Genomic DNA, 25,197 nt, shown 5'->3' with positions numbered 1-25,197 from the left:
AAAAGGAGCTTCTAAAGTCGCTCTTTTATCCCAAAAAAAACGAACAAACATAAGTCCGGGGTTTCCATTTCCATCTGGGCTAAAAAATATGAAATACTTAATTACCATTGTCGGACCAACAGCCATAGGCAAAACAGCCTTGAGTATTGCTTTGGCAAAACATTTTAACTGCGAAATAATCTCTTGCGACAGCCGTCAGTTTTTTAAAGAAATGACAATTGGTACAGCAGTTCCAAATCAGGAAGAATTACAATCTGCCACACATCATTTCATTCAAAATAAATCTATTTTCGAAAATTATACTGTTGGCGATTACGAAAAAGAAGCACTTTCAAAATTAGAAGAATTATTTCAAACAAACGAATTTGCAATTTTAATTGGTGGCTCGGGCTTATATGTTGATGCAATTTTAAAAGGATTTGATGAATTTCCTGAAATTGATCCTTCCGTAAGGGCAGAAGTTAATTCTAATTACGAAAAACTCGGAATCAATTATTTACAGGAACAATTACAACTTTTAGATCCGGAATATTTTCAAAAAATAGCTTTAGAAAATCCACAAACTTTACAAAATCCACAACGAATGATGCGTTTTGTAGAAGTTTGCATTGGAACACAAAAACCTTATTCCTTATTTCTAAATCAAAAGAAAAACAATAGAAACTTCACTTCAATTTTAATTGGTTTAGAAACTGAAAGACAAGTAATTTACGATCGAATTAATCAACGTGTCGATATTATGATGAACGAAGGTTTATTAGAAGAAGCAAAAACTTTGTATCCTAATAAAGCGTTAAATGCATTACAAACCGTGGGTTATAGAGAATTATTTAGTTATTTTGACGGAGATTTTACCTTGCCTTTTGCAATCGAAGAAATCAAAAAAAACACCCGAAGATTCTCCAAAAGACAATTAACCTGGTTTAAACGAGATGAAAACACTAAATGGTTTGATTACGTGACAGACAGAAAAAATATAATCAATTATATAGAAAATCTTATAAAGTAAAATCGATAGTATTTTTTCTTTACTCTATTCTATTCTCTAAAATAAATCTAAAATTACAAAATGCCAATATCTCCAAATTTCACATCAGTTTTAAGCAAAGACTGGGAAATCAATTTCACGCAATGCACCCCAAACGGTTTCTTAAAATATACCGATTTGTGTAATATCCTGCAGTTAACAGCCGCGGCACATTCCGAAGTTGGTGGCATCAGCTTTTTTGATATGCAGGAATTTCATCAGGCATGGGTTTTAAGCAGAATGCGTGTTGAAATTAGCGCTTTACCAAAATGGCAGGATATTGTTACAGTAAAAACATGGATCAATAGTTTAGAAAATTCTCGTTCCGTTCGTGCTTTAGAAATGTATGTAAACGACAAAAAAATAGTAGGCTGTGAAACGTATTGGGCAGTTTTTAATACACAATTACGCCGTCCAGAAGCTTTAGCTTTGCCTTACGAACATTTTGAATTGTTTCCCGAAAATAGGGCCACAACTGAAGGTTTTTCAAAAATCAATATCAATCACGAAAAAGGGGCTATTTTTGAAAAAACAGTTTATTTATCAGATTTAGATATTGTAAATCACGTTAATAACGTGAAATATTTAGAGTGGTGCCTTGATCACGTTGATGAAAAGAGAATTTTAAAACAACAAGTGAAAAGCTTTGAAATGAACTTCATGAAAGAACTTTCGCTTAAAGATAATGTCGTGATTCACGAAAGCGAAGATGATGATCATACAACCGCCACATTTAGCATTACAAAGGGTGAAAAAACATGTTTTGCTTTAGAATTACATTGGAAATAATAAATTTCAATAGTAAAGATTGTGTAGTCCCTACGGGACATCATGTATCGTTTGTCAATTATTTCTACCAACATATAATCTCTACGAGATATTTTTTGGAAGTCAAATAAACCTATAGAAATTGCTGATAATACTCCGCTAGGAGTTAAATTTTGGTAGAAAAAATTGATACCGACACGCAAAATGTCCCGTAGGGACTACATGTTATAAAACAGTATAATAAAAAAACGATGCAATTAAATATATTGCATCGTTTTTCTGTTTAAAATCAAAAATCATTTTGATTTATTTTTTGAATCTTTCTTAGATTTTTTCGACTTCTTTTTCTTTTCAAGCAACTCCATTTTGCCTTTAATTCTTTTCTCTACTTCAGTAATATCAGAATCATAAGCAAATTGTAAAGTTGTAAGTTTAGCATTTTTAATCTCCTTTAAAGCCTTTTTAAACTCTTGTTGAGCTTCAAGAAGCATCGCTTTCTTTACAAAAATTTCAGATTTATTTATTCCTTTTATGGTCAAAGCGAAATCGATCAGTTTTTGTGCTTCTTCGTAATCTTCATTCAAAATTAAAACATGCAAATAATAAGGATAAACTTCAAGAGCATGAATATTAATCGCTAAAGCTTCCTGAAAATAGCTTTTTGCTTCCTCATAATTCAATAATTGCTCCGCCTGAATTCTTCCGTACAAACATAAAACCATTGTATTTTTTGCATCATACGAAAAAGCGTAATCTAAAGATTCAATCGTTTCTTCAAGCGAATACGGATAATTATCCAAAGCCTGAAAAAGGTATTTATCAATTGTTTTCATTTCTTAAATCTGTTTTTAATTTCTGTCGAATTCCTTTGTAACTTTTAAGCACTTTATTTTTCTTGAAATCACTTCCTGTAAAAGTCCTAACAGGATTCCCGCGCTGAACATTCAGTTGGTTTTCCCATTGTTTTCCAACATAACTTTTAAGTTGTTGCAAAGTTTCGTCTTCTAATTTCTTTAATAATCTTTCTGTTGCCAGTTTTTTGTTTTGGTGTTGCGAACGGCTGTCCATTGCTACAACCGCAATTCCTGTCGGAATATGCGTTGCTCTAACCGCCGAACTTACTTTATTTACATGTTGTCCGCCAGCACCGGAACTTCGCATTGCCTGATATTGAATATCACTTTCCGAAATTGACGTATTTTTTTCCGGTTCAATCTCAAAAACACCAATAAACCAATTCTTGCGTTTGTGCATTTTACGAAACTGACTTTGTCCAATCCATTGAATCGTTCCAATCCAGGAATTTACAAATGTTGCCGCATTTTTCCCCTTTACAGCAATTGTTGCCGTTTCAATAGTTCCATTTTCAGAACCAACTTCTCTTTGTAATAATGTCGTTTCCAATTGTTGTTCCTGAGCTTCTTCCAACACTTTTTTAAGCACTTGGGCAACTACCCAAGTGCATTCTGCAAGTCCGCGACCCGCCGTTAACTGAATTATTTTTTCCATTTTTAATTTCTTTTTATCGGTCCATTCTAACGATTTTAGGCGTAAAAGTTCCCAGAACTTCAACTAAATCCGTTTGATTAGCCATTACTTTTGTAATGTCTTTGTACGCCATCGGAGCTTCATCGATATTTCCTCCAATTAAAGTGACCTGATTAGCTTTCAAAACTTTTTTGATTTCACTTTGAGTAAAAGTAGCTTTACATTTAGCTCTTGAAAATAAACGACCTGCACCGTGCGAAGCCGAGTTTAAACTTGCTGCATTTCCTTTCCCTTTCACAATATAACCGGGAGCCGTCATCGATCCCGGAATAATTCCCAATTGCCCTTCTGCGGCAGGAGTTGCTCCTTTTCTATGCACAATACATTCTTGTCCGTTTACCATTTCTTTCCAGGCAAAATTGTGGTGGTTTTCGATTGTAACCACTACCCTCTTTCCTATTGCTTTGGCAATTCTTCTGTGAATATCATCGTGACAGGCTTTGGCATATTCTCCTGCCAGATTCATCGCCAACCAGTATTCCTGACCGTCATGCGTGTTTAAATCAAGCCATGCCAAATGCTGTACATTTTTTGGTAACGGACATTGTTTCGTTGCCAAGTACGTATAATGTTTCGCAATATTAGCACCTAAACCACGTGATCCGCTATGCGAAAGAACGGCGAAATATTCACCAGCTCCTAACTTCCATTCATTTTCAGGATTGTCAATTTTTGCAATTCCAAATTCTACAAAATGATTCCCTCCGCCTGAACTTCCCAATTGCTTATACGCTTTTGGTAAAAGATTCTTTAATAACGGAATATCCTGAAATCCACTTTTGTAAAATACATCATGATCAGCTTTTGTGGCATGTGTTTCGTTCATTCCAAACTTGGTATTGTCTTTTAAAATTGCTTCTAACTGATGCTCTTTTCCTTTAAAATGCGACGCTGGTAAGTCAAAAATTGACAAACTCATTCGACAGCCAATATCAACTCCAACTCCGTAAGGAATAACAGCATTATCTGTTGCCAAAACTCCGCCAATTGGTAATCCGTATCCTGAATGTGCGTCTGGCATTAAAGCTCCTGCAATTGAAATTGGTAATTTTAAAGAGTCATACAATTGGAATTTAGCTTGCTGATCAATTTCATTTTCACCAAAAATTGTAAAAGGAACTCGTGTCGTTTTAAGCTGGTGCATTCGAACCTGAACCGGTTTGATTAAACCTTCAGCTACTTTACCCCAGGTGCCATTTCTCTCAAATTTTTCAGGATGAAGCAAGACTTCTTTGGCTTCTGCTAAAATGGATTCTTTTTTTTCTCTTTTTCTATATCTGTTTATTTGCCCAAGAGCAATATTTATTGAATTGTTTTTTGGAAAGCCTAACTTAATCAGGTCTTTTCCGGATAATTTATTTCCCATGATTTATATCATTTTCATCTGCATATTGTTGATACAATACATGCAGGCTTTTATTTTTAATTGGGTTTTTCTCTTTCGGGTTTTCATATTGATAATACCCCGAAAAACGAGCTTTCCCCAGAACTAATTTGTTTATTTTGTGTCTTAAATTTTGATTTACAATATAATTGTCTAAAATTCGAATTTCACTTTCCAAGAGTTCATCAACCATTTTAGTATGCGTTATCATGTTTGGCCTAACGCTAAATACATAACGCCATGGTTCATCAAATACATAATGAATTTTATAACGTTTACAATTAGGACACCATCGTTCCCTCTTATAAAAATGCATTTTCTCTTTTTCTGTCAATGCTAATTTTGGACTTCTCCATTCTGATTCAGAAAACTCTTTTACTGTTTGAAGTTTTTCAACATATACATGTTTTCTTTTCCTCTTTTTCTTTTTCTTAAAAGATTTTTCAGAAGAATACTGAACCGTATTAATCTTCTCCAGTAAAATTTGGTAAAAAGAAGATTCATTTGATCTTTTAATATCATCTCTTAATACAAAATTGCGTTGCCAACCTTTTTGATAAGGACTTTTTAATAGAACTAGTGGTAAATCTCTACGTTTTTTCCAGAGTTGATCTTCAAGCTTTCTTAACTGAATTAATTGTTTTTCAAAATCTTCTTTTACTGCTCTTTTCTTTCTCCTTTTAGTTTTAAAGCGAGAGGATAAAGCATACTCCTCTACTGTATAATTTTCCATAAAAAAATTATAACGTATTAAATTAGTAACCAAACTGGCTACGGCATTTTATCCATACGGATAAATAATAAAAATCGATTATTCGGGAAAATTTGAAGTGTCTAGAATAAAAAAAGCCCGAAACTAAATGTCTTCGGGCTTTTTTATATATCTAAAAATTACTTTCTAAGATTGAAATAAGCCACGAAGAAGCGCTGCACCAAATTCGTTTGGTGTGAAGCTTTGAGATGCTGATGTAAGTACAAACATTTTTCTTCGTTTTTAAAGGGTTATTATTATTTTTTCGTTTGCAAATATTCAGAATTGTTTTTTGTTTTTCCAAATTTATTTTAAGAAAAATCTCTTTAAAAATAATTAAGGTAATTTTAAAAAATGTAAAAACAGAATTATGTATCTGGAAAACAAACTACTATACCTTAATATTAAATTTCAAAAATAAATTCCAAATTCCAATTTTCGCAACGTTTATCACTTCAATTCTAGGACAAACGATGCTCAAAAAGTATTATTGACGTGAAATCTTTAAGCAGTAAACTAAAATTTGAGCATAAAAAAAGCCCTGATTTCTCAGAGCTTTCTTTTTTTTGGATGAACTAGTTTGTTATTCTATAACTTATTCAGATACTTTGCTTTTAACAACTAATCTGAAACCTTCTCCGTGAATGTTAAGAATTTCAACATCTTCATCAGATTTTAGGTATTTTCTCAATTTAGCGATGTACACGTCCATACTTCTTGAAGTAAAATAGTTGTCATCTCTCCAGATTTTCGTTAATGCTAATTCTCTTGGCATTAAATCATTTTCATGCAGAATTAACATTTTAAGTAATTCGTTTTCTTTTGGAGATAGTTTTATTGGCTCTTCGTTTTCGAAAGTTAAAAATCTAAGTTTAGAATTTAAATGGAATTTACCAATATTAAACTCAAACTGAACTTGTTCTGCTTTTGTATCTGCCGATTTTCTTTGAATGATAGCTTTGATTTTCATTAATAAAACTTCTGAATCAAAAGGTTTATTTAAATAATCATCAGCTCCAGCTTTATACCCTTTTAACACATCTTCTTTCATAGATTTTGCAGTTAAAAATATAATTGGCACTTCGCTATTTTTCTCTCTAATCTCTTTGGCTAAAGTATAACCATCTTTATAAGGCATCATTACGTCAAGAATACATAAATCATATACATCCTTCTTGAATTTCTCGAAACCTTCCATACCGTTTTTAGCTAAAGTAACTTCAAAGTCATTTAACATTAGATAATCTTTAAGAACTGCCCCAAAATTAAGGTCATCTTCTACTAAAAGTATTCTTTTGTTATTATTTTCCATATTTTAATTTATTAATGGTATTTTTATTATAAAGGTGCTACCTTTTCCTTTTTCGCTTTCAACATATACTTGACCATTGTGATCCTCAACTATTCTTTTTACATAGGCCAGACCTAAACCGTGTCCTTTTACATTATGTAAATCTCCGGTATGCTCTCTGTAAAACTTCTCAAAAACTCTTTTTTGAGCTATTTTACTCATACCAAGTCCATTATCTTTTACTTTTATCAGAATCATGTCTTTAACATTTTCTGTGAAAATTTCAATTTCCGGAATATCCGGAGAATATTTTATTGCATTTTCTAAAATATTTACCAAGACGTTTGTAAAATGAACTTCATTTACCAAACATGTTGTTCTCGCGGCATTTAGATGTTTTACAACTGTTCCGTGTCGATCTTCTAATATTAGATTCACGTGTTCAATTGCGTCATCAATTATATCATGAATAGCAGTTGGCTCTTTGGTGATATCAAGTTCTCTTTTTTCTAATTTAGAAATTCGGAGAACATTTTCAACCTGAGCATGCATTCTTTTATTTTCGTCTCTGATCATTTGAAGATAGCGAAAAACTTTTTCTTTATCTTCAATAATTTTGGGGTTTCTTATCGCATCAAGCGCTAAGTTTATTGTTGCAATTGGAGTTTTAAACTCATGCGTCATATTATTTATAAAATCGGTTTTGATTTCAGAAATATGCTTTTGACGTAACAATTGATTCAATGCACTTGTATAAGCTACAATTATAATCAGTGTAAAAACAATTGATAATATTGTAATACTCAATAATTCTGATAATAAAAATTTCTTTTTATGAGGAAAAGTTATGAATAGTTCATATTTGCTATTTCCTTCATTATCAGTATATATTGGTATATGATAGCTCGCATCTTTATCATAATGAAAACCATCAGATTTTATTTTTGTTGCTAAACCACTATTAAGAACGCCAAATTCAAATTTGGTTTTTACACCGTATTCTTCCAGTTCCTTTTTTAATAGCTTTTGCAGCTTATCTTTTGTAATTCTTCCTTCGATTGGAGTTAGAGAAGCAATATCTTTATATTGAATCTGTTGCTGAACTTTATTTAAAATATCCAGACTTCCTGATTTTTCAATCTTTAAATCCGGAATAATACTTTGTCCTAAAGCATTATTATCGATATTGTTATTATTATTATAAATTTCAGTTACTCTTTTAGAGCTAAAGTTTTTAAATCTTTCGCTGCTAAACTTTTTATTAAAAAGCGATCCGCTTATGTCGTAATCTTCAGACGTAAGTGTGTTAGAATAAACAATTGTTTTATTTGTTTTTGTGTTTCTTTGAACGTAAAGAACTTCCAATAAATCTTCTTTCTTTGGAATTTTACCTGTACTGTCTTTTATGCGATTGTATTTATCGTAAAAACTATACTCTTCCTGCTGTTCAAGTTTATCAGCAACACTCCCAATCACTTGGGTAACGTGGTATTTAAATTGCTCGTCGTTATTTTTAAACGAAGAATTGAACCAAAATACCTGAACCAGAATTATCCCTATTAAGGACAAACTCATCAATAAAACAAGTATTCTAAAAAATAATTTATTCATCGAAACAAAATTAATATTTTAACAATATACTAAATAATACATTAACCAAATATTAACATTTAAGACTGATTTTGTTTAATATCTAAAATTTTAAGAATTTTAACAACTTCTTCCTTAGCATTTTTAAGATTATCGTTATTAATAACAAAATTGCTTCTGGAAATTCGATTTTCATCATTCCATTGCATTTTCATTCGGCTTAAAACTTGTTCTCTTGTGGTATTGTCGCGTTTTAAGACCCTTTCAATTCTAACTTCTTCGGGCGCAGTAACTGTTATAATTAAATCACATTCTTTATAACGCCCGCTTTCAAATAATATAGCAGCTTCATAAATTACATATTGGTAACTTTTATGTTGCAATAACCATACCTCAAAATCTTTTTTTACAGCAGGATGTACTATTGCATTTAATTCAGCCAGCTTATCTTTATCATTGAATACAATTTCAGCAAGTTTAGCACGGTTCAAAATGTTATTTTCAAATAAGGCTTCACCAAACGAGGTTTTTATCTCCTCAATAATATGGTCAGATTTCATTACATTTCTTGCACCATCATCTGCGATATAAACCGGAACTCCCATTTCATTAAAGTAATTTGCAATGGTTGTTTTACCACTACCAATTCCTCCTGTCAAACCAATAACTTTTGTCATACTATACTTTAAAAAACATACGAGGAAAAGCTTCTTGTGGTTTTTTCTTTAAAAGGATAATTTTAATAAAAGATTCTAAAAAGCCAGTTCCGTATCCGTAAAATTGTTTCCAGACAGCAATAACAGATAAATATCCAATTTTGATACTTTTATTCTGAATACTTGCTGTAAGAAATATTATAACGAAATATACGAAATATAATTGTAATAAAATATCAATATTAAAAATTAACAGTAAAAAAGCTAATAATAAACCTAATATAAACACGGTCGGAAAGAAGAAAGTAAGCTTATTATGTTCTGGATACCAACTATTTAATATTGGTCTTGCCTTACCAAATTTATTTACCTGAACAGCAAATTTTTCCCAGTCAATTCTGCGTTTATGGTACACAAAAGCCTCAGGAAATAGTCTGGTTTGAAAGCCAAGGTTCCACAAACGAATAGATAGGTCGGGATCTTCGCCAGGATGAATATTTCCAAAACCTTTTGAAGCCTCAAATGCTTTCTTAGAAATCCCCATGTTAAAGCTGCGAGGCTGAAATTTATTGATTTTTTCAGATCCGCCACGAATTCCACCTGTTGTAAGAAACGAAGTCATTGCAAAATTAATGGCTTTCTGAATATCTGAGAAACTTGCTAAAGCTCTATCCGGGCCACCAAAACAATCTACATAATCCTTATCTAATTCCGTACGAACCTCAGTTAAGTAATTGGGCGGAATTATACAATCTGAGTCAAAAATGATAAAATAATCACCTCTGGCTTTTTGCATACCAAAATTTCTTGAATCTCCCGGCCCTGAATTCTCTTTAAAATAATAAGATATATTTAGCTTTCCCTGATATGTCATCACAACATCTTTGCAGGGAATTGAAGAACCATCTTCTATCAGAACAATTTCAAAAGCTTCACTATAATCAGATTTGGTTAAACTTTCTAAAAGTTCATCAACTTCATCCGGACGATTATACACGGGTATAATTAAAGAAAAAATCATAATGGAATATGCGTTATTAAAGTGGCGATTGTTTTAAATTTCAAAATTTCAGCAAAGATATGTTATATTAACAAAAAAACCATTCGCCGCAACGAATGGTTTCTTATATGTAGTACTAATTTGTACTTATTTTATACTTTCAATATTTACAACTTCATTTGCTTCGGCTTTATAATCAACTCCTGCAAATTCAAAACCAAATAGATTTAAGAAATCATTTCTATATCCTGCCAAATCACCAATTGCAGGTAAAGTTTCAGTCGTTGCTTCTAACCAAAGTTTAGCCACTTTTGCCTGAACATCATCACGCATTTCCCAATCATCGATTCTGATTCTTCCTTTTTCATCTACAGGAACTTCTGATCCTGAGTATAATCTGTCTTTAAACAAACGCTGAATTTGCTCGATGCAACCTTCATGTATTCCTTCTTCTTTCATAATTTTATACAAAAGAGAGATATACAACGGAATAACCGGAATTGCAGAACTTGCCTGGGTAACTAATGCTTTATTTACAGAAACATAAGCCTTACCTCCTATAGATTTCAAACTATCTGTAATTGTAAATGCAGTAGCTTCTAAATGATCTTTTGCGCGTCCAATTGTACCTTTTCTATATACAGCTTCTGTCAATGATGGCCCTATATAAGAATAAGCAACTGTTGTAGCTCCTTCAGCCAGTAAATTTTCAGCCTTTAAAGCATCAATCCACATAGCCCAGTCTTCACCTCCCATTACTGCTACAGTATTTTCAATATCTTCCTCATTTGCAGGAGCTATTGAAACCTCTGTAACATTTCCAGTGTGAAAATCAACTGTTTTATTTGTAAAAGTTTGTCCGATTGGCTTTAAAACAGAACGGTGCAAAACTCCGGTAACAGGATGCTGACGAACTGGAGAGGCCAAACTATAAATTATAAGATCTACTTGTCCTAAATCTGCTTTTATTAAATCTAAAGTTTCTCTTTTGATTTCATTTGAAAAAGCATCTCCATTGATACTTTTTGCATATAAACCTGCTTTGTGAGCTTCAGTTTCAAAAGCTGCTGAATTATACCAACCCGGAGAAGCCGTTTTACCTTCAACTGGCGGTTTTTCAAAAAACACTCCAATTGTAGCTGCATCAGACCCGAAAGCACTTGTGATTCTTGAAGCCAATCCGAAACCTGTTGAAGCACCAATTACCAGTACTTTTTTTGCTCCGTTAATTGGACCTTTCGATTTTATATATTCTATTTGATTTTTTACGTTTTGCGCGCTTCCATCAGGATGTGCAGTCAAACAAATAAATCCTCGCATTCTAGGTTCTATAATCATCTTGTATTATTTATTGTATTAATTCAATTTCAGTTTTAATTTTTCAAAAATAGACATTTTATCCTTAACCCTTTTCATGTTGGCATTCATATTGTCTATAAAATTTGGATTTAAAGCATTTTTCTTCGCCAACTTATAGAAATTATAAGCTGCAGTATAATTGCTTTCATATTCAGCCATTCTTCCTAATTCACTGTTAAATGAAGAATAATCTACATTTTCAAGATTGTTAAATGTAAAATCAATATGCTCTTTAGCTTCCGCATATCGACCAATATCTATTAACAAATAAGTGTAGTTTAAATACGGCGCAGGATATTTTGGTTCAAATTTCATTGCCAGTTTATAATGATAAATTCCTTTATCATAATTACTTAACTTATTGTAGTAAATCCACCCTAAATGATTGTGGGCTTTTCCAAAATCGGGATATTGAGATAATATTTCTTCCAGCATCTCTTTTCCGTCTGCAATATTTCCTTCAGATATTAATGAATCTGCCTTAATAAATTGATTTTCGTAAAAGCTTAAACTTTCCATACCTATACCTTATATCTTAATTTAATAATTCTTTTGCATGATTTAATGCCGAGTCAGAAATATTGGCTCCTGAAAGCATTTGTGCAATTTCTGTAATACGCTCATCCGGCAATAAAAGTTTCAATTCTGATTGTGTAGCATCTGCAACAGTAGATTTGAACACTTTAAAATGAGAATCACCTTTTGCAGCAATTTGTGGCAAATGCGTAATAGCAAATATCTGCATCTTTGCACTCATTTCTTTCATGATTTCGCCCATTCGAATGGCAATTTCTCCAGAAACTCCAGTATCAATTTCATCAAAAATTAAAGTTGGTAATTTTGAATACTGTGCCAAAATTGCTTTTACAGCCAGCATAATACGTGACATTTCCCCGCCTGAAGCTACTTTTTTCAACAAACCAAAATCAGTTCCTTTATTCGCAGAAAATAAAAATTGCAATTCGTCTTTTCCATTTTGGAAATACGTTTCAGATGGTAAAAGCTCCATTTTAAATCGAACATTTGGCATTCCCAGCGTTTCTAAAATAGAAATTAACTGACTTGATAATACCGGAATAGAATTTAGCCTGTTTTGACGAATTGTTTCTGAAAAAGCATCTAACTCCTGCGCTTTTTGCTCAATTGATTTCGAAAGAATTTCAATTTCTTCTTCTATATTACCCAGTTCAATAACTGCATTTTCAAGATTTACCTGAATTTGTAATAAGTCATCAACAGTATTTGCCTGATGTTTTTTCTGCAAATTATAAATTAACTGCAATTTTTGATTGGTTAATTCTAATTTTTCAGGATCGTTTAATAATTTCTCAGAAGCATTTTGCAATTCTTTTGAAACATCATCAAATTCAATCGTTATACTTGTAATTCTTTCAAATAAATTTTGATATTCTGGCGAAAATGGAGTAATTTTCTGCAAAGAGGCCTTGATTTCATTCAGATTATGAAAAACACCAAATTGCTCTTCATTTGCAATTACTAATGATTTATCAATTGATTCTTTAATAATTTCAACATTATTCAGCTTCTCAAAATCGACTTCTAATTCTTCTTGTTCACCTGATTTTAATTTGGCTGCTACCAATTCATTCAATAAGAAAGTATTGTATTCCTGCTCTTTTCCTGAATCACTTTGCTTTTTTAATAAAGCGTTTAATTTAGATTTATCTGATTTATATGTTTTTAATAATTTTTGATACGCTGAAATTGTATCAAAATTATTAGCAATGGCATCAATTATTTTAAACTGAACACTTTCATCTGATAATTCCTGGGTTTGCTGCTGCGAATGAATATCAATCAAAAACAAACTTAAGTCTTGCAATTCCTGAAGATTTACAGGACTATCATTAATAAAAGCACGTGATTTTCCAGATGGTAAAATTTCACGTCTGATTATTGTGTCATCTTCATAATCCAGATCATTTGCTTCAAAAAACTCTTTTAAATTATATTTTGAGATTTCAAAATGAGCTTCAATTATACATTTTTCTTCTTTATTTTTTAAGGAAGTCAAATCGGCTCTTTTTCCTAAAACCAATCCTAAAGCTCCTAATATAATAGATTTACCAGCTCCTGTTTCACCTGTAATTATAGAAAAACCTTTTGAAAAATCAATAGACAATTTTTCAATCAGGGCGTAGTTTTTAATCGACAGCGAAGTTATCATAGGATAAATATGTGAAAATAAAATTAATGAATAAAGTTAAAATTGAAAAGTCAATTAAAATTTAATTTGTGACCATTTAGTAGAATTTAATGGCGAAACCTTATTCAAAACGTCTGTTAAATCTGTAACCGAAATACTTGGCCCACCAGAAAAAATAGAAACAATTTCATCTGATTTAGCATCAAAAAATACCCGGGTTAAAAAAGCATTTGGCTTAACTGAGTTTAATTTCCCTATTAATGCTATAGATGATTTCACTTTTTCTTTTGATGTTTTTAAATCAACCGTCATATTATCCAATCCTGTGTGATATAAAAAACTGGTTTGACGCAAATCACTATAGGTTGGTGAAACTAAATCATTTATTAAATAATAACGGTTTTGAAGTCCATCAGTCTGGCTCCAGCCTTTTGAACCTCCCTGCTGTGCAACGTTGGCAATATTTTGAGCAGTTTCAAAATACGGACTTCCGGCGCCCATTTGAAAAGTGTCGGCATCTAATCCCAAAATTATATAGCTATAAAAAGAGATAACAGATACTAAGTTTGATTCAAATGTAGTTGGATTAAACAATAAAGGCTGATACTCAGTATAAGTAAAATTAAAGTCTTTATCATTATAATTTAAGACAGGCGAAGAATATGTCGAATTATAAATTAACCTCGAAGATTGTACCTGAATTGTACCTGTAAACTGGTCTGAACTATTTGACGAAAGTGTAATATACATTGAGCAATTAATTCTTTCATTTTGTTTTAAAAGCGCTCCTGTCCAGTCTGTTTTATTTACAAATTCAGATAATGAGGTCTGAAGTGTTTTAAAAACCTGCTGATTTGGGTTTGGGAGTCTTTCAGTATTTATAGTTACAGTACAGTTTAGCTGTTGCGCCTGCGCAAAGCCAAATATTAAAAATACTAAAAGAGTAACTATTTTATTGTTCATACAAGGTAATGTTTGCTTTATCGAAATTCGATTTAGCTATTCTTATTCCGTTTTTTGATTAAAAAATCTGTGGTATTTAAGAAAAATGTAAAATTACTTTATTTAAAATATCAACTGCAACCGATTCTTTTGTTTTTAATTCCATTGGTTCAATTTTAAAATCTTTATCAATAAAGGTAACTTTATTGGTTTCTTTTTTAAAACCTGCGCCTTCATCCTGCAAAGAATTAAGAACTATCAAATCTAAGTTTTTTTTCTGAATTTTCAACTTAGCATTTTCAATTTCATTTTCGGTCTCTAAAGCAAATCCAATTAAAAACTGATTTTTTTTAATGGCTCCCAATGATTGCAGAATATCTTTTGTTTTTTCGAGTTCAATCGAAAACTCATTAGCAGCTTTCTTAATCTTTTGAAGAGCAACTGTTTTAGGTTTATAATCAGCAACGGCAGCAGCAGCAATCGCAACATCTGCATCGTTGTAATGTGCATGACAGGCATCGTACATTTCTTGTGCAGAAATTACATTTACTACTTCAATTGAAGTGTTTTTTGTCTTAAAATGTGTTGGTCCCGAAACTAAAATAACATGAGCGCCCAAATTTGCGGCTGCATTTGCAATATCAAAACCCATTTTTCCTGAAGAATGGTTCCCTATAAAACGTACAGGATCTATTGCTTCGTATGTTGGGCCGGCAGTTATTAGTATTTTTTTTCCTTTTAATGGCAACTTGCTTTCCAGATCTGCTTCAAGAAAAGCAATAATATTTTCAGGCTCTGCCATTCTTCCTTCTCCGGATAAACCACTGGCCAATTCGCCATTTTCTGCAGGAATCATAACATTACCAAATTGCTTTAAAGCCTTAAAACTAGAAAGTGTTGAAGGATGTTTATACATATCCAGATCCATTGCCGGAGCAAAATAAACAGGACATTTGGCCGATAAATAAGTAGCAATTAAAAGATTATCACAGTTTCCTGTTGCCATCTTAGATAATGTATTGGCAGTTGCGGGAGCAACTATCATTAAATCAGCCCAAAGACCTAATTCAACATGATTGTTCCAAACTGCATCTTGATCATCCTCATTAAAAAAAGTAGAGTGTACAGGATTTTTTGATAACGTAGATAACGTAAGTGGAGTTACAAAATCCTTAGAAGCAGGTGTCATTATCACTTGGACATGTGCACCTGCTTTTATAAAGAGTCGTACTAATGTGGCTGTTTTATACGCTGCAATTCCACCAGAAACTCCCAGTAAAATTTTTTTTCCGTTTAAAACTGACATTATACTATATTATTTGTTTGAACCTCTGTGGTAAGTTTTACCGTCTAACCATTCCTGAACAGCTAAAGCGTGTGGTTTAGGCAATTTTTCGTAAAATTTAGAAACTTCAATTTGTTCTTTATTTTCAAAAACTTCTTCAAGACTGTCATTATAAGTAGCAAACTCTTCTAATTTCTCAGTTAATTCTTTTTTAATTTCAGAATTAATTTGGTTTGCTCTTTTAGCCATAATGGTAATTGCTTCATACACATTTCCTGTTGGCTCTTCAATAACTGTTTTATTGTATGTTATTGTATTTACAGGAGCATTCGTCTTTTTTAAATCCATGACTTTATTTTATTTAGTAAATTTTTGTAAATCAGTTTCAACTCTGGCATTCATTTCGTCTGCCTGTTTTTTGTATTTTGTAGCGCTGTTAAACTTAATTAAGTTATTGTAAGCTGCTTTGGCAACATTTAAACGTTCCTGCATTTTTGATGGAACACTATTTATTGCTAATTGGTATGCTGAATCGTATTTGTAAAACAATGCATCTTCTTTAAAAGGTGTTCCCGGAAAATCAGCGATAAAATTATCAAACGCAATTAATGCCGATTTATAATCTGAAATCGTATTATAACCTTTTGCATTTTCGTATGCTTTTTTCTCAAGTTTACCGTTCAAAATCTGTACAGCTGCATTTGCCTGAGGAAGATATTCTGAATTTGGATAATTGTCTATAAAAGCCTGTAATTTTTCTAAAGCTTTTACTGTATCTGTTTGATCCAGGCTATAAATTGGAGATAATTTTGAATAGCTGAAAGCTCCTAAAAATGCGGCTTCCTGAACTTTTTCACTTCGTGGATATCCTGAAACGAAACTCTCAAACTGATAACCTGCCAAATAATACTGTTTTGTTTTATAATACGACTGAGAAAACATATAAAACAATTTCTCTGCCTGAGGTTTACCTCTATAAGTTGGCGCTAGTTGCTCAAAAAGACGAATAGCTTTATTATATTTACCTGCCTCATACATTTTTGTTGCTATTTCAAATTTTGCCGCAACATCTTCATTTTTCAATGCTTTTTGGTAATCACTACAAGAACAAAAAAGGACAACAACAATTAATAGAGATACTATTTTTTTCATTTTCTTACTTTTATTATGATTTCTTAGACAATTGTGCCAAAGCAAAATCACACCGAAGTTCCGGTGGCAAATTTAGTTATTAATTTAGCTACTACAAAATATTTTTTGGTATATTAAAATACCCTTAATCCTGCTCTACTTTGATGCTGTGTTTTACAAATTCGTTTAATCTGTTTGCCAACGAATCGTCTACAGAAACTAATGGCAAACGTACTGTGTTCTCAGCAATACCAAGGGCTTGAAACACTTGTTTGATTCCTGCAGGATTTCCCTGTTCGAAAATCATATCAATACAATCTGATAAAAAGTATTGTGTTTTAAACGCTTCATTTACTTTTTTATTAAGACCTAAACGAATCATTTCTGAAAATTCTTTAGGAAAACCTTGCCCGATTACGGAAATTACACCTGCTCCACCCGCTAAAACAATTGGTAAAGCGATCATATCATCTCCTGAAATTACAAGAAAATCTTTTGGTGCATTTTTTATTAATTGCATTGCCTGCACAACATCACCGGCAGCTTCTTTTATAGCCACAACATTGTCAAAATCTTTGGCAAGACGTACTACTGTCGATGGCAGCATATTACTTGACGTTCTTCCTGGTACATTATATAAAATTACCGGAATTGGAGACGCTTCGGCAACAGCCTTAAAATGCTGATAAATACCTTCCTGAGTTGGTTTATTATAATATGGTGAAACAGACAGAATAGCTTCAAAAGCAGAAAAATCTCTTGTTTTTAACTCTTCTACAACCTGCATAGTATTATTTCCTCCAACACCAAGTACTAATGGTAATCTTCCCTTATTAATATCAATTACTGCATTAATTACCTGTTCTTTTTCGTCTTGTGTCAGGGTAGCATTTTCTGCTGTTGTTCCCATTACTACAAGATACTCAACTCCTCCATCAATCGAAAAATTTACTATTCGCTGTAACGCTTCAAAATCAATTGAGAAATCTTTTTTAAATGGTGTTACAAGTGCAACGCCTGTTCCTATTAATGATTGCATATTCTAATTTATAATTTATTTTATACTTTTTAAATACTTAAACAATTCAGAAATGAAAAGTTTATAATTCTCTAAATCAGTATTTATCATCCATCGATTTAATTTTTCATCGACTGATGCAAACCCGACTTTAAACTTCGCTTTTGATTTGCTGGTTATCATCATCAAAATTGGTTTTTCAATTTCATAATAACTAATCAAAAGGTCAAATTCTGTCTCGACAAACTCATTTAAGAAATCTACCGTAATTCTGCCTTTCCAATTGATGTGATTTTTACCAAAAGTAGTTACTGAATACGTTTTTTTCTTCTTTAATTTGCCTCTATACTGAGCAATTTTTATGTTCTCCGGTTTAATTCCTTTTAAGATTAATTCGCTAATTAACTCTTTAGAATATCGAATTTTACTTTCATCAACCAGCAATCCAATTGTTTGTATATTACTTGTAAATACTTCGTTTTTTACCTTATGTAAGTTATTTTTTAATGATTTTTTTACAAAAAATTCCTTTATATAATTTAAAAACATAGTACTTTTACAAATTACAAAATTAATTATTTAAGTCGCATTTAAGATGGTAAATCTAAAAAAGTATAACGGAGTTTTAAAACTTTTTGTTATATTCTTAACACTTTTTTTTATAGTTTCCTGCAGTAACAAAAACTACAACTTAACAAAGATCGAAGGGAAGCAGCTTCCAGTTACCGAAAAACAGGCCGAAACCCCTGAAATTGAGAATTTCATAAAACCATATAGAGAGCATATTAATAAAGATTTGGACAGTGTTCTGGCATATTGTCCTGAAACTTTGGATAAAAGTACGGGGAAATGGCAAACTACTATTGGTAATTTAATGGCTGATGTTTGTGTAGAAAGAGGAAATCTTGTTTTTAAAGCCCGTGAGAAAAAAAGTATCGATTTATGTTTATTGAATCATGGCGGGATAAGAGCGGTTTTACCTAAAGGAAATGTGACCAGCAGAACTGCTTTTGAAATTATGCCTTTTGAAAATAGTCTGGTCGTAATGGCATTAAAAGGAGAACAGATTCTTGAAATAACTTCTTATATTATTAAGGTACAAAAAGCGCAGCCACTGTCTGGAATGACTTTTACAATTGCAAAAGACAAGACCGCAAAAAACATTTTGATTCAGGGAAAACCTCTTGACCTTAATAAAATTTATTACGTTGTCACAAATGATTATTTGGCTAATGGCGGTGACAGTATGGTTTTCTTTGCTAAAAGTGTTCAAAAATTTGATTTGAATTATAAAATTCGAAATGTATTTATTGATTATTTTAAGGAAGTTGATACCATTCCGGTTCCAAGAGATATTCGAATTACTGAAGAATAAAAAAGTTAACCACGAATTCACGAATTATTTTAAAAAAATTAGTGCCAATTCTTGAAATTCGTGGCGAAAAAATCCTTTATAAAAACCTACAAGATCTTTCCTGAAAAAATATATACAATGAAAAGAAGAGAATTTATCGAAAAAACAGCTGCAAGCACTGCCTTATTAAGTTTAGGTTTATCATTAAGCAGTTTTGAAAGTAACGATATTAAGCATTTAACTGTTTTACATACAAATGATGTTCACAGTCATATTGATCCTTTTCCTGCTGATGACCCTCGCAATCCGAATAAAGGTGGTGTATCTCGTCGTGCGGCACTTATTGAAACTATTCGTAGAGAAAACCCAAATGTACTTTTATTGGATGCGGGCGATATTTTTCAGGGAACTCCGTACTTTAATTATTATGGTGGAGAATTGGAGTTTAAATTAATGAGCATGATGAAATATGATGCCTCAACTATTGGAAATCATGATTTTGATAATGGTCTTGATGGTTTGTATGCTCAAATGCCTCATGCAACTTTTGAGTTTATTAATTCAAACTACGATTTTAAAAATACTGTCATGAACGGACTTGTGAAACCTTATAAAATTTTCAATAAAAACGGAATTAAAGTAGGCGTTTTTGGTGTGGGAATTGAGCTTGCAGGTTTGGTAGATAAACAAATGTACAAGGAAACTGTATATAATAATCCTGTAGAAATTGCACAGGATATGACACAATTATTGAAGAAGGAAGAAAAATGTGATTTGGTAATTTGTCTTTCGCATTTAGGTTATAACTATAAAGAAGATGAATCTAAAATTTCTGATTTAAAATTCGCAGCGTTAACTCAGGATATTGATTTGATTATTGGCGGACATACGCATACTTTTTTAGACAAACCAACGATTGTAAAAAACAAAGCGGGAGAAAATGTATTAGTCAACCAAGTTGGCTGTTACGGAATAAATTTAGGCAGAATTGACTTTTATTTTGATAAGAATAAAGCACATACAAACGAAGGTAAATCAATTATCGTATAACATTTTTTTATGCGATTTTGCTTTTTTAAGAAAATAGGCAACCATAAAATAGTATGCCAGAATTTGGGTTATATCACGAATTAAAATAAGCACAATGGAGTACGAGAAGTATTCGCAGAAAATAAAAAACATATCCGACAACATATAGCTAATAGCCATCAGGCTCATTAAAAAAGCTATATAAGTGCCTTTTGTGATGTAATTTACAAATGCATAATAACACAAAAGGCTTAGGATTATTCCGTAAAAAGTATACAGCCAGTTAAACTTTTTCATATTGTCTGATTCTAAACTTAAGACCGAAATCAATAAATAGACAATAAAAATTACTACTATTGATATTGGCAAAATATCTCTTTTTCGGAATTTTATTCTTTCGTGTCTGGTAATAAAAATTCTTAAAAGCAATATATAAACAATCAGAAAACTTAATACACCGCCAATTTCTGAAATTTCTACATCCATCAATTCGAAAACCTGGCCAATAAAACAAAATAAGAAAACTAGTGCTTCGGTTTTTCCTATTTTATAATCACTACTGATTAAAAAGTAAAAAAAAATAGCAGGCAACACAATAGATTTAGCGTAAACTGCCATAACATCATGCTGCATACAATTAAAAATAATTGTAAACAGCAGTGCTAAAAAATATAAAATCAACGACGGTTTATTCGCTTTCATTTAGTTTATTTATAAAATCCTGTTCAGATAATATAGGTATATTTAGTTTAGTGGCTTTTTCTAATTTGGCTGGCCCCATATTATCTCCGGCCACTACAAAATCTGTTTTTGCAGAAATTGAACTTCCCACTTTCCCTCCATTATCCTCGATTGTTTTCTTTAAATCATCTCTTGAAAACTGCTCGAAAACACCCGAAACGACAAATGTTTTTCCAATGAATTTTTCTGTTGCATCCGGATTTATATTTTCAACAATTTCAAATTGAACTCCGTAACTTTTTAAGCGTTCAATTATTATTTGGTTTTCATCATTTTCAAAAAATTCAACTACACTTCTGGCAATTCTTTCCCCTATTTCATCAACTAAAATTAAATCCATTAAAGTAGCTTTGCTTAGCGCATCGATATTTTTATAATGTTTGGCTAGTTTTTTGGCTACGGTTTCTCCAACAAATCGAATTCCGAGCGCAAAAAGAACACTTTGAAACGGAATTTCTTTTGATTTCTCAACGCCGTTTACCAAATTCTCGGCTGATTTTTGCGCCATTCTTTCTAAGTGCAAAATATCATTTACTTTTAATTCGTATAAATCGGCATAATTATGAACTAAGCCATTTTTGAAAAGCAAGGCAACAGTTTCGCCGCCAAGACCTTCAATATCCATTGCTTTTCTTGAAATATAATGCTGGATTCGTCCAATAATCTGCGGAGGACAACCGTAAAAATTAGGGCAATAATGATTGGCTTCCCCAACATTTCTAACCAACTCGGTATGACATTCGGGACAATATGTAATGTATTGTGTTGGCTCTGAATTCTCAGGACGTTTTTCTAAATCTACTGCAATGATTTTCGGAATAATTTCACCTCCTTTTTCAACAAAAACGGTATCATTTATTCTGATATCTAATTTCTCAATTTGATCTGCATTGTGTAAAGATGCTCTTTTTACAATGGTTCCTGCCAATTGAACCGGCACTAAATTAGCAACGGGTGTTATGGCTCCGGTGCGGCCAACCTGATACGTAATTGAGTTTAACTGTGTCGAAACCTGTTCTGACTTAAATTTATAAGCAATTGCCCAGCGTGGTGATTTTGCAGTATAACCTAATTCCTGCTGATGCTGAATGCTGTTTACTTTTACTACAACTCCATCGGTTTCATAAGGTAATTTGTGACGGTGTACATCCCAATAATCAATAAAATCGAAAACTTCCTGAAGGTTATTTACCAATTTTGCTTCGCTTGGTACTTTAAAACCCCATTTTTTTGCAGATTCTAATCCTTCAAACTGTGTTGAAAAGGGTAAATTGTTGCTGGTTACTGTATATAATAAACATTCTAAAGGCCGTTTTGCAACCTCAGCACTGTCTTGTAATTTTAAACTTCCCGATGCTGTATTTCTTGGATTTGAATAAGGAGTCTCGCCAATTTCGATTAATTCCTGATTCATTTTTTCGAAACCTTTATATGGCAAAATAATTTCGCCACGAATATCGAATTTATCCGGATAATCGCCTTTTAATTGCAACGGAACAGATTTTATGGTTTTGATGTTATTTGTAACCTCATCACCTTGAAAACCGTCTCCGCGGGTTAAAGCCTGGACTAATTTTCCGTTTTCGTATGAAATACTTATAGACGCTCCATCGTATTTTAATTCGCAGGTATATTGTAAATCAACATTTCCCAGAACTCTTTGAATTCGGTTTTCCCAATCGACTAAATCTTCTTTTGAATAAGAATTATCCAAAGAATACATGCGATATTGATGTGCAATGGTCTTAAAATTTTTGGTTACTGTTCCTCCTACTCTTTGCGTTGGGGAATTTTCATCAAAAAATTCGGGATGTTTATTTTCTAAATCCTGCAGCTCCTTTAATTTAATATCAAAATCATAGTCTGAAATTGTGGCATTATCAAGTACATAATAATTGTAATTGTGTTGGTTAAGTTCGTTTCTTAAAGCCTGAATTGTGTCTTGAATACTCATAAAAATATTAAAATGGTGCTGATTGTAATTTAGAATAACTGTAACTTCAAAATTAGGATATTTTTGTTGAAAAGCGTTTAAAAACCTGAAAGTTTTAAAATCAAAAATCAAGTTGCAAAAAGATGCAACTTGATTTTCTTCTTGTCCATTATTCTTTAAAAGAATCAACAAATCTTAAAAAGAATCAAACAAAAACCAACTTCCAAATGGTTTTAACATTTATCAGGACTGATAAAAAAGTTTTAAATAGAAATAGGTTTTATTTTTGGATAATGATAAAATCAGAACGTCTGTTTAGTACATGTTCTGCATCTGTACATTTTACTCCATTTTTACATTTATTGATTAATCGGCTTTCGCCATAACCAATGGCACTTTCAATTCGAGAAGCATCAATATTTTGTGAAATAAGATAATCACGGGTTGATTTTGCTCTGTTATCTGAAAGTTTTAAGTTATAAGCGTCTTTTCCGCGAGAGTCTGTATGTGATTCAATTTTGATACGGATATTAGGAAACTTCTGCATGATGAAAACTACTTTCGTTAATTCTTCAACTGCCAAAGGGGTAATATCAGATTTGTCGTAATCAAAATAAATTGGGTTTACGTCGACTTTTTCGACTCCTTTTTTCTTCACAACCAAATCATCATAATTACTTAGTTCGAAATTAATGTTCGGAATTTCACCTTCATTTTCATTTGTAGTTTCTACCGTTTTTTCGTCGCTGCTGTAATTCGGTTTTGCTGCTATCATTTTAACTGTTTTTCCGCACGGAACTACCAATGCATATTTACCTTCAAAATTGGTTTTTACTTCTCCCAAAACATCGCTGAAAGAGTTGTATCCCATAATGGTAACATCTGTAAGCGGTTTTCTGGTTTTTCTGTCGATTGCAATTCCGGAAATAGTTTGGTTGCAAACCGGATCTCCTTTTATAAAGGAATAAATATCATCATCGCCTTTTCCTCCTTCTCTATTGGAAGACATATATCCTGCATGACCTGTTTTATCAATTATATAAGCAAAATCATCTTTATTACTGTTTATTGGAGGTCCGAGATTTTTTGGGCTTGAAAAACTTCCGTCAGGTAAAAATTTGCTTTCATAAATATCAAGATCTCCTAATCCGTAATGTCCGTCTGAAGAAAAATAGAGTATTCCTTTACTGAAATATGGAAAAACATCATTACCGATAGTATTAATTTTTGGTCCCAGGTTTTGTGGCGAACTCATTGTTCCGTCTGCTGCAATTTTTACAAAATACAAATCACTTTCACCAACTCCCCCTGGCATATCTGATGCAAAGAAAAGCCATTGTCCGTCTTCACTTAAAGAAGGGTGCCCAACTGAATACTCATTACTATTAAAAAATACGTTTTGAGGATTTTCCAGTTTATTTCCATCTAATGTTCCTTTTACGATTTGAAAATTATTGGTTTTTGTTTCGTCTACAACCAATTTATTCTTTTTGACAATATTAGTGGTATAATAAATTGTTTTTCCGCTGGCATCAAATGTAGCTGTAGCTTCATGATATTTTGACATAATGTTTGGTAAAAATACCGTTTCGTTAAATAAACTTGCATCGGCCGGGTTTCTTTCTGCAACATATAAATTCAGAAATGGCTGATTGTTCCAGGTATACAACTTTTCGCTAAATTTTGTAGTATCTCTTGCAGAGGTAAAAACAATTTTATCCTGAAAAAATGCGGTTCCAAAATCAGATTTACTGCTATTTATAGCGAGATTTTTTATTTCATAAAGCGATTTTGATTTTGAAAGACTGTCCAGTTGGTATTTTTGAACCAAGTATCGGTTGATCTCGTTTTTATCGCCTTTTTTATCAAGATATTCTTTGGTAACTCTATTTGCTTCGTCATAGTCCATTACGGCTTTCATCGATTGAATATAACGTAAATAGTAGATATCTGTTAAATTATTCCCTTGGGCTTCATATAACTTTTTGTACCATTTTAATGCATTTCTTGAATCGGAAATAAAGTAATACGAGTCTGCAGCATTTTTTAAAGTTTGTGCCGAAGGATTTTTGATGTTTGCCAAAATTTCTTCGTATGCTTTTGACGCATCAGCATACGAATAATTTTTAAACAACGCGTCGGCCTTTTTTAAATTGGTAGTCTGAGCAAAACAAATCGTGAAGCTCAATACCAGGCTTAGGATATATAGTTTTTTCATAGGGT

At 32.1% G+C, this 25,197-nt stretch carries 24 protein-coding genes; 4 read left to right on the top strand and 20 right to left on the bottom strand.

Features of this window, described 5'->3' with window-relative positions:
- The first annotated feature begins 88 nt into the window (after positions 1 to 88).
- Positions 89 to 1,009 carry a tRNA (adenosine(37)-N6)-dimethylallyltransferase MiaA gene (miaA, locus tag RT99_RS08900; RefSeq protein WP_042564366.1) on the top strand — a complete coding sequence of 307 codons (921 nt, stop codon included), beginning with the start codon at positions 89 to 91 and terminating at the stop codon, positions 1,007 to 1,009.
- Between the two features lie 60 nt (positions 1,010 to 1,069).
- Complete coding sequence (locus tag RT99_RS08895) at positions 1,070 to 1,816, top strand: acyl-[acyl-carrier-protein] thioesterase (protein WP_042564365.1); 747 nt, start codon at positions 1,070 to 1,072, stop codon at positions 1,814 to 1,816.
- Positions 1,817 to 2,091: 275 nt separating this feature from the next.
- Here RT99_RS08895 and RT99_RS08890 read toward each other — a convergent pair whose 3' ends face one another.
- The 17 genes from RT99_RS08890 to RT99_RS08805 all read right to left on the bottom strand — a co-directional run bounded on the left by RT99_RS08890 (position 2,092) and on the right by RT99_RS08805 (position 18,466).
- Positions 2,092 to 2,628, bottom strand: a complete 537-nt coding sequence (locus RT99_RS08890; RefSeq protein ID WP_042564364.1) for a hypothetical protein — start codon at positions 2,626 to 2,628, stop codon at positions 2,092 to 2,094.
- The gene (prfH, locus tag RT99_RS08885) at positions 2,615 to 3,304 is read right to left on the bottom strand and encodes a peptide chain release factor H (protein ID WP_042564363.1); all 690 of its coding nucleotides are present in this window, start codon (positions 3,302 to 3,304) and stop codon (positions 2,615 to 2,617) included. The genes RT99_RS08890 and prfH overlap by 14 nt, the downstream gene beginning before the upstream one ends.
- A gap of 13 nt (positions 3,305 to 3,317) precedes the next feature.
- On the bottom strand, positions 3,318 to 4,709 hold the full coding sequence (locus RT99_RS08880) for an RtcB family protein (protein WP_042564362.1): 1,392 nt from the start codon (positions 4,707 to 4,709) through the stop codon (positions 3,318 to 3,320).
- A complete protein-coding gene (locus tag RT99_RS08875) occupies positions 4,699 to 5,460 on the bottom strand; it encodes a hypothetical protein (RefSeq protein ID WP_052483624.1) in 762 nt (253 codons plus the stop codon). The genes RT99_RS08880 and RT99_RS08875 overlap by 11 nt, the downstream gene beginning before the upstream one ends.
- A 613-nt stretch (positions 5,461 to 6,073) precedes the next feature.
- Positions 6,074 to 6,790, bottom strand: a complete 717-nt coding sequence (locus RT99_RS08865) for a response regulator transcription factor (protein WP_042564360.1) — start codon at positions 6,788 to 6,790, stop codon at positions 6,074 to 6,076.
- Between the two features lie 3 nt (positions 6,791 to 6,793).
- The gene (locus RT99_RS08860; protein WP_042564359.1) at positions 6,794 to 8,380 is read right to left on the bottom strand and encodes a sensor histidine kinase KdpD; all 1,587 of its coding nucleotides are present in this window, start codon (positions 8,378 to 8,380) and stop codon (positions 6,794 to 6,796) included.
- 59 nt (positions 8,381 to 8,439) lie between these two features.
- Positions 8,440 to 9,036 carry a dephospho-CoA kinase gene (gene coaE / locus RT99_RS08855; RefSeq protein ID WP_042564358.1) on the bottom strand — a complete coding sequence of 199 codons (597 nt, stop codon included), beginning with the start codon at positions 9,034 to 9,036 and terminating at the stop codon, positions 8,440 to 8,442.
- A gap of 1 nt (position 9,037) precedes the next feature.
- The gene (locus RT99_RS08850) at positions 9,038 to 10,036 is read right to left on the bottom strand and encodes a glycosyltransferase family 2 protein (RefSeq protein ID WP_042564357.1); all 999 of its coding nucleotides are present in this window, start codon (positions 10,034 to 10,036) and stop codon (positions 9,038 to 9,040) included.
- Between the two features lie 126 nt (positions 10,037 to 10,162).
- Positions 10,163 to 11,353 carry an enoyl-ACP reductase FabV gene (gene fabV / locus RT99_RS08845; RefSeq protein WP_042564356.1) on the bottom strand — a complete coding sequence of 397 codons (1,191 nt, stop codon included), beginning with the start codon at positions 11,351 to 11,353 and terminating at the stop codon, positions 10,163 to 10,165.
- A gap of 18 nt (positions 11,354 to 11,371) precedes the next feature.
- Complete coding sequence (locus tag RT99_RS08840; protein ID WP_042564355.1) at positions 11,372 to 11,893, bottom strand: hypothetical protein; 522 nt, start codon at positions 11,891 to 11,893, stop codon at positions 11,372 to 11,374.
- A 16-nt stretch (positions 11,894 to 11,909) separates the two neighbouring features.
- Positions 11,910 to 13,562, bottom strand: coding sequence for a DNA repair protein RecN (gene recN, locus RT99_RS08835; RefSeq protein WP_042564354.1), 1,653 nt, complete (start codon positions 13,560 to 13,562; stop codon positions 11,910 to 11,912).
- 54 nt (positions 13,563 to 13,616) lie between these two features.
- On the bottom strand, positions 13,617 to 14,504 hold the full coding sequence (locus RT99_RS08830) for a DUF4835 family protein (protein WP_042564353.1): 888 nt from the start codon (positions 14,502 to 14,504) through the stop codon (positions 13,617 to 13,619).
- Between the two features lie 76 nt (positions 14,505 to 14,580).
- Entirely contained in the window at positions 14,581 to 15,789 is a 1,209-nt protein-coding gene (coaBC, locus tag RT99_RS08825; protein WP_042564352.1) for a bifunctional phosphopantothenoylcysteine decarboxylase/phosphopantothenate--cysteine ligase CoaBC, read from the bottom strand.
- A gap of 9 nt (positions 15,790 to 15,798) precedes the next feature.
- The gene (locus tag RT99_RS08820) at positions 15,799 to 16,116 is read right to left on the bottom strand and encodes a DNA-directed RNA polymerase subunit omega (protein ID WP_007807938.1); all 318 of its coding nucleotides are present in this window, start codon (positions 16,114 to 16,116) and stop codon (positions 15,799 to 15,801) included.
- 9 nt (positions 16,117 to 16,125) lie between these two features.
- Entirely contained in the window at positions 16,126 to 16,920 is a 795-nt protein-coding gene (locus RT99_RS08815; RefSeq protein ID WP_042564351.1) for an outer membrane protein assembly factor BamD, read from the bottom strand.
- Between the two features lie 124 nt (positions 16,921 to 17,044).
- A complete protein-coding gene (gene dapA / locus RT99_RS08810) occupies positions 17,045 to 17,938 on the bottom strand; it encodes a 4-hydroxy-tetrahydrodipicolinate synthase (protein ID WP_042564350.1) in 894 nt (297 codons plus the stop codon).
- A gap of 15 nt (positions 17,939 to 17,953) precedes the next feature.
- On the bottom strand, positions 17,954 to 18,466 hold the full coding sequence (locus RT99_RS08805) for a hypothetical protein (protein WP_042564349.1): 513 nt from the start codon (positions 18,464 to 18,466) through the stop codon (positions 17,954 to 17,956).
- Between the two features lie 46 nt (positions 18,467 to 18,512).
- On the opposite strand from RT99_RS08805, the gene RT99_RS08800 reads away from it, so the two are divergent.
- Together RT99_RS08800 and RT99_RS08795 are read left to right on the top strand one after the other, a co-directional pair.
- Positions 18,513 to 19,292: a 5'-nucleotidase C-terminal domain-containing protein gene (locus RT99_RS08800; protein ID WP_042564348.1), complete on the top strand. Its 780-nt coding sequence runs from the start codon at positions 18,513 to 18,515 to the stop codon at positions 19,290 to 19,292.
- A 117-nt stretch (positions 19,293 to 19,409) separates the two neighbouring features.
- A complete protein-coding gene (locus tag RT99_RS08795) occupies positions 19,410 to 20,321 on the top strand; it encodes a bifunctional UDP-sugar hydrolase/5'-nucleotidase (RefSeq protein WP_042564593.1) in 912 nt (303 codons plus the stop codon).
- Here RT99_RS08795 and RT99_RS08790 read toward each other — a convergent pair.
- The 3 genes from RT99_RS08790 to RT99_RS08780 form a co-directional block, all read right to left on the bottom strand.
- Entirely contained in the window at positions 20,307 to 21,002 is a 696-nt protein-coding gene (locus RT99_RS08790; RefSeq protein ID WP_042564347.1) for a lysoplasmalogenase family protein, read from the bottom strand. The two genes, RT99_RS08795 and RT99_RS08790, sit on opposite strands and share 15 nt — an antisense overlap.
- Positions 20,989 to 22,995, bottom strand: a complete 2,007-nt coding sequence (gene ligA / locus RT99_RS08785) for an NAD-dependent DNA ligase LigA (RefSeq protein WP_042564592.1) — start codon at positions 22,993 to 22,995, stop codon at positions 20,989 to 20,991. Before ligA ends, RT99_RS08790 begins: the two co-directional genes overlap by 14 nt.
- A gap of 259 nt (positions 22,996 to 23,254) precedes the next feature.
- Positions 23,255 to 25,192, bottom strand: coding sequence for an OmpA family protein (locus tag RT99_RS08780; protein WP_042564346.1), 1,938 nt, complete (start codon positions 25,190 to 25,192; stop codon positions 23,255 to 23,257).
- Between the last annotated feature and the right edge of the window lie 5 nt (positions 25,193 to 25,197).

Source organism: Flavobacterium sp. MEB061 (assembly GCF_000834715.1).
GTDB classification, from domain to species: Bacteria; Bacteroidota; Bacteroidia; order Flavobacteriales; family Flavobacteriaceae; genus Flavobacterium; species Flavobacterium pectinovorum.
The sequence above is the reverse complement of the archived record's forward strand: the minus strand, read 5'-3'. Positions and strand labels throughout refer to the sequence as shown.

Coding starts and splice junctions, on each gene's coding strand:
- miaA (WP_042564366.1), top strand. CDS start 89: ATGAAATACTTAATTACCATTGTCGGACCAACAGCCATAGGCAAAACA.
- RT99_RS08895 (WP_042564365.1), top strand. CDS start 1,070: ATGCCAATATCTCCAAATTTCACATCAGTTTTAAGCAAAGACTGGGAA.
- RT99_RS08890 (WP_042564364.1), bottom strand. CDS start 2,628: ATGAAAACAATTGATAAATACCTTTTTCAGGCTTTGGATAATTATCCG.
- prfH (WP_042564363.1), bottom strand. CDS start 3,304: ATGGAAAAAATAATTCAGTTAACGGCGGGTCGCGGACTTGCAGAATGC.
- RT99_RS08880 (WP_042564362.1), bottom strand. CDS start 4,709: ATGGGAAATAAATTATCCGGAAAAGACCTGATTAAGTTAGGCTTTCCA.
- RT99_RS08875 (WP_052483624.1), bottom strand. CDS start 5,460: ATGGAAAATTATACAGTAGAGGAGTATGCTTTATCCTCTCGCTTTAAA.
- RT99_RS08865 (WP_042564360.1), bottom strand. CDS start 6,790: ATGGAAAATAATAACAAAAGAATACTTTTAGTAGAAGATGACCTTAAT.
- RT99_RS08860 (WP_042564359.1), bottom strand. CDS start 8,380: ATGAATAAATTATTTTTTAGAATACTTGTTTTATTGATGAGTTTGTCC.
- coaE (WP_042564358.1), bottom strand. CDS start 9,036: ATGACAAAAGTTATTGGTTTGACAGGAGGAATTGGTAGTGGTAAAACA.
- RT99_RS08850 (WP_042564357.1), bottom strand. CDS start 10,036: ATGATTTTTTCTTTAATTATACCCGTGTATAATCGTCCGGATGAAGTT.
- fabV (WP_042564356.1), bottom strand. CDS start 11,353: ATGATTATAGAACCTAGAATGCGAGGATTTATTTGTTTGACTGCACAT.
- RT99_RS08840 (WP_042564355.1), bottom strand. CDS start 11,893: ATGGAAAGTTTAAGCTTTTACGAAAATCAATTTATTAAGGCAGATTCA.
- recN (WP_042564354.1), bottom strand. CDS start 13,562: ATGATAACTTCGCTGTCGATTAAAAACTACGCCCTGATTGAAAAATTG.
- RT99_RS08830 (WP_042564353.1), bottom strand. CDS start 14,504: ATGAACAATAAAATAGTTACTCTTTTAGTATTTTTAATATTTGGCTTT.
- coaBC (WP_042564352.1), bottom strand. CDS start 15,789: ATGTCAGTTTTAAACGGAAAAAAAATTTTACTGGGAGTTTCTGGTGGA.
- RT99_RS08820 (WP_007807938.1), bottom strand. CDS start 16,116: ATGGATTTAAAAAAGACGAATGCTCCTGTAAATACAATAACATACAAT.
- RT99_RS08815 (WP_042564351.1), bottom strand. CDS start 16,920: ATGAAAAAAATAGTATCTCTATTAATTGTTGTTGTCCTTTTTTGTTCT.
- dapA (WP_042564350.1), bottom strand. CDS start 17,938: ATGCAATCATTAATAGGAACAGGCGTTGCACTTGTAACACCATTTAAA.
- RT99_RS08805 (WP_042564349.1), bottom strand. CDS start 18,466: ATGTTTTTAAATTATATAAAGGAATTTTTTGTAAAAAAATCATTAAAA.
- RT99_RS08800 (WP_042564348.1), top strand. CDS start 18,513: ATGGTAAATCTAAAAAAGTATAACGGAGTTTTAAAACTTTTTGTTATA.
- RT99_RS08795 (WP_042564593.1), top strand. CDS start 19,410: ATGAAAAGAAGAGAATTTATCGAAAAAACAGCTGCAAGCACTGCCTTA.
- RT99_RS08790 (WP_042564347.1), bottom strand. CDS start 21,002: ATGAAAGCGAATAAACCGTCGTTGATTTTATATTTTTTAGCACTGCTG.
- ligA (WP_042564592.1), bottom strand. CDS start 22,995: ATGAGTATTCAAGACACAATTCAGGCTTTAAGAAACGAACTTAACCAA.
- RT99_RS08780 (WP_042564346.1), bottom strand. CDS start 25,192: ATGAAAAAACTATATATCCTAAGCCTGGTATTGAGCTTCACGATTTGT.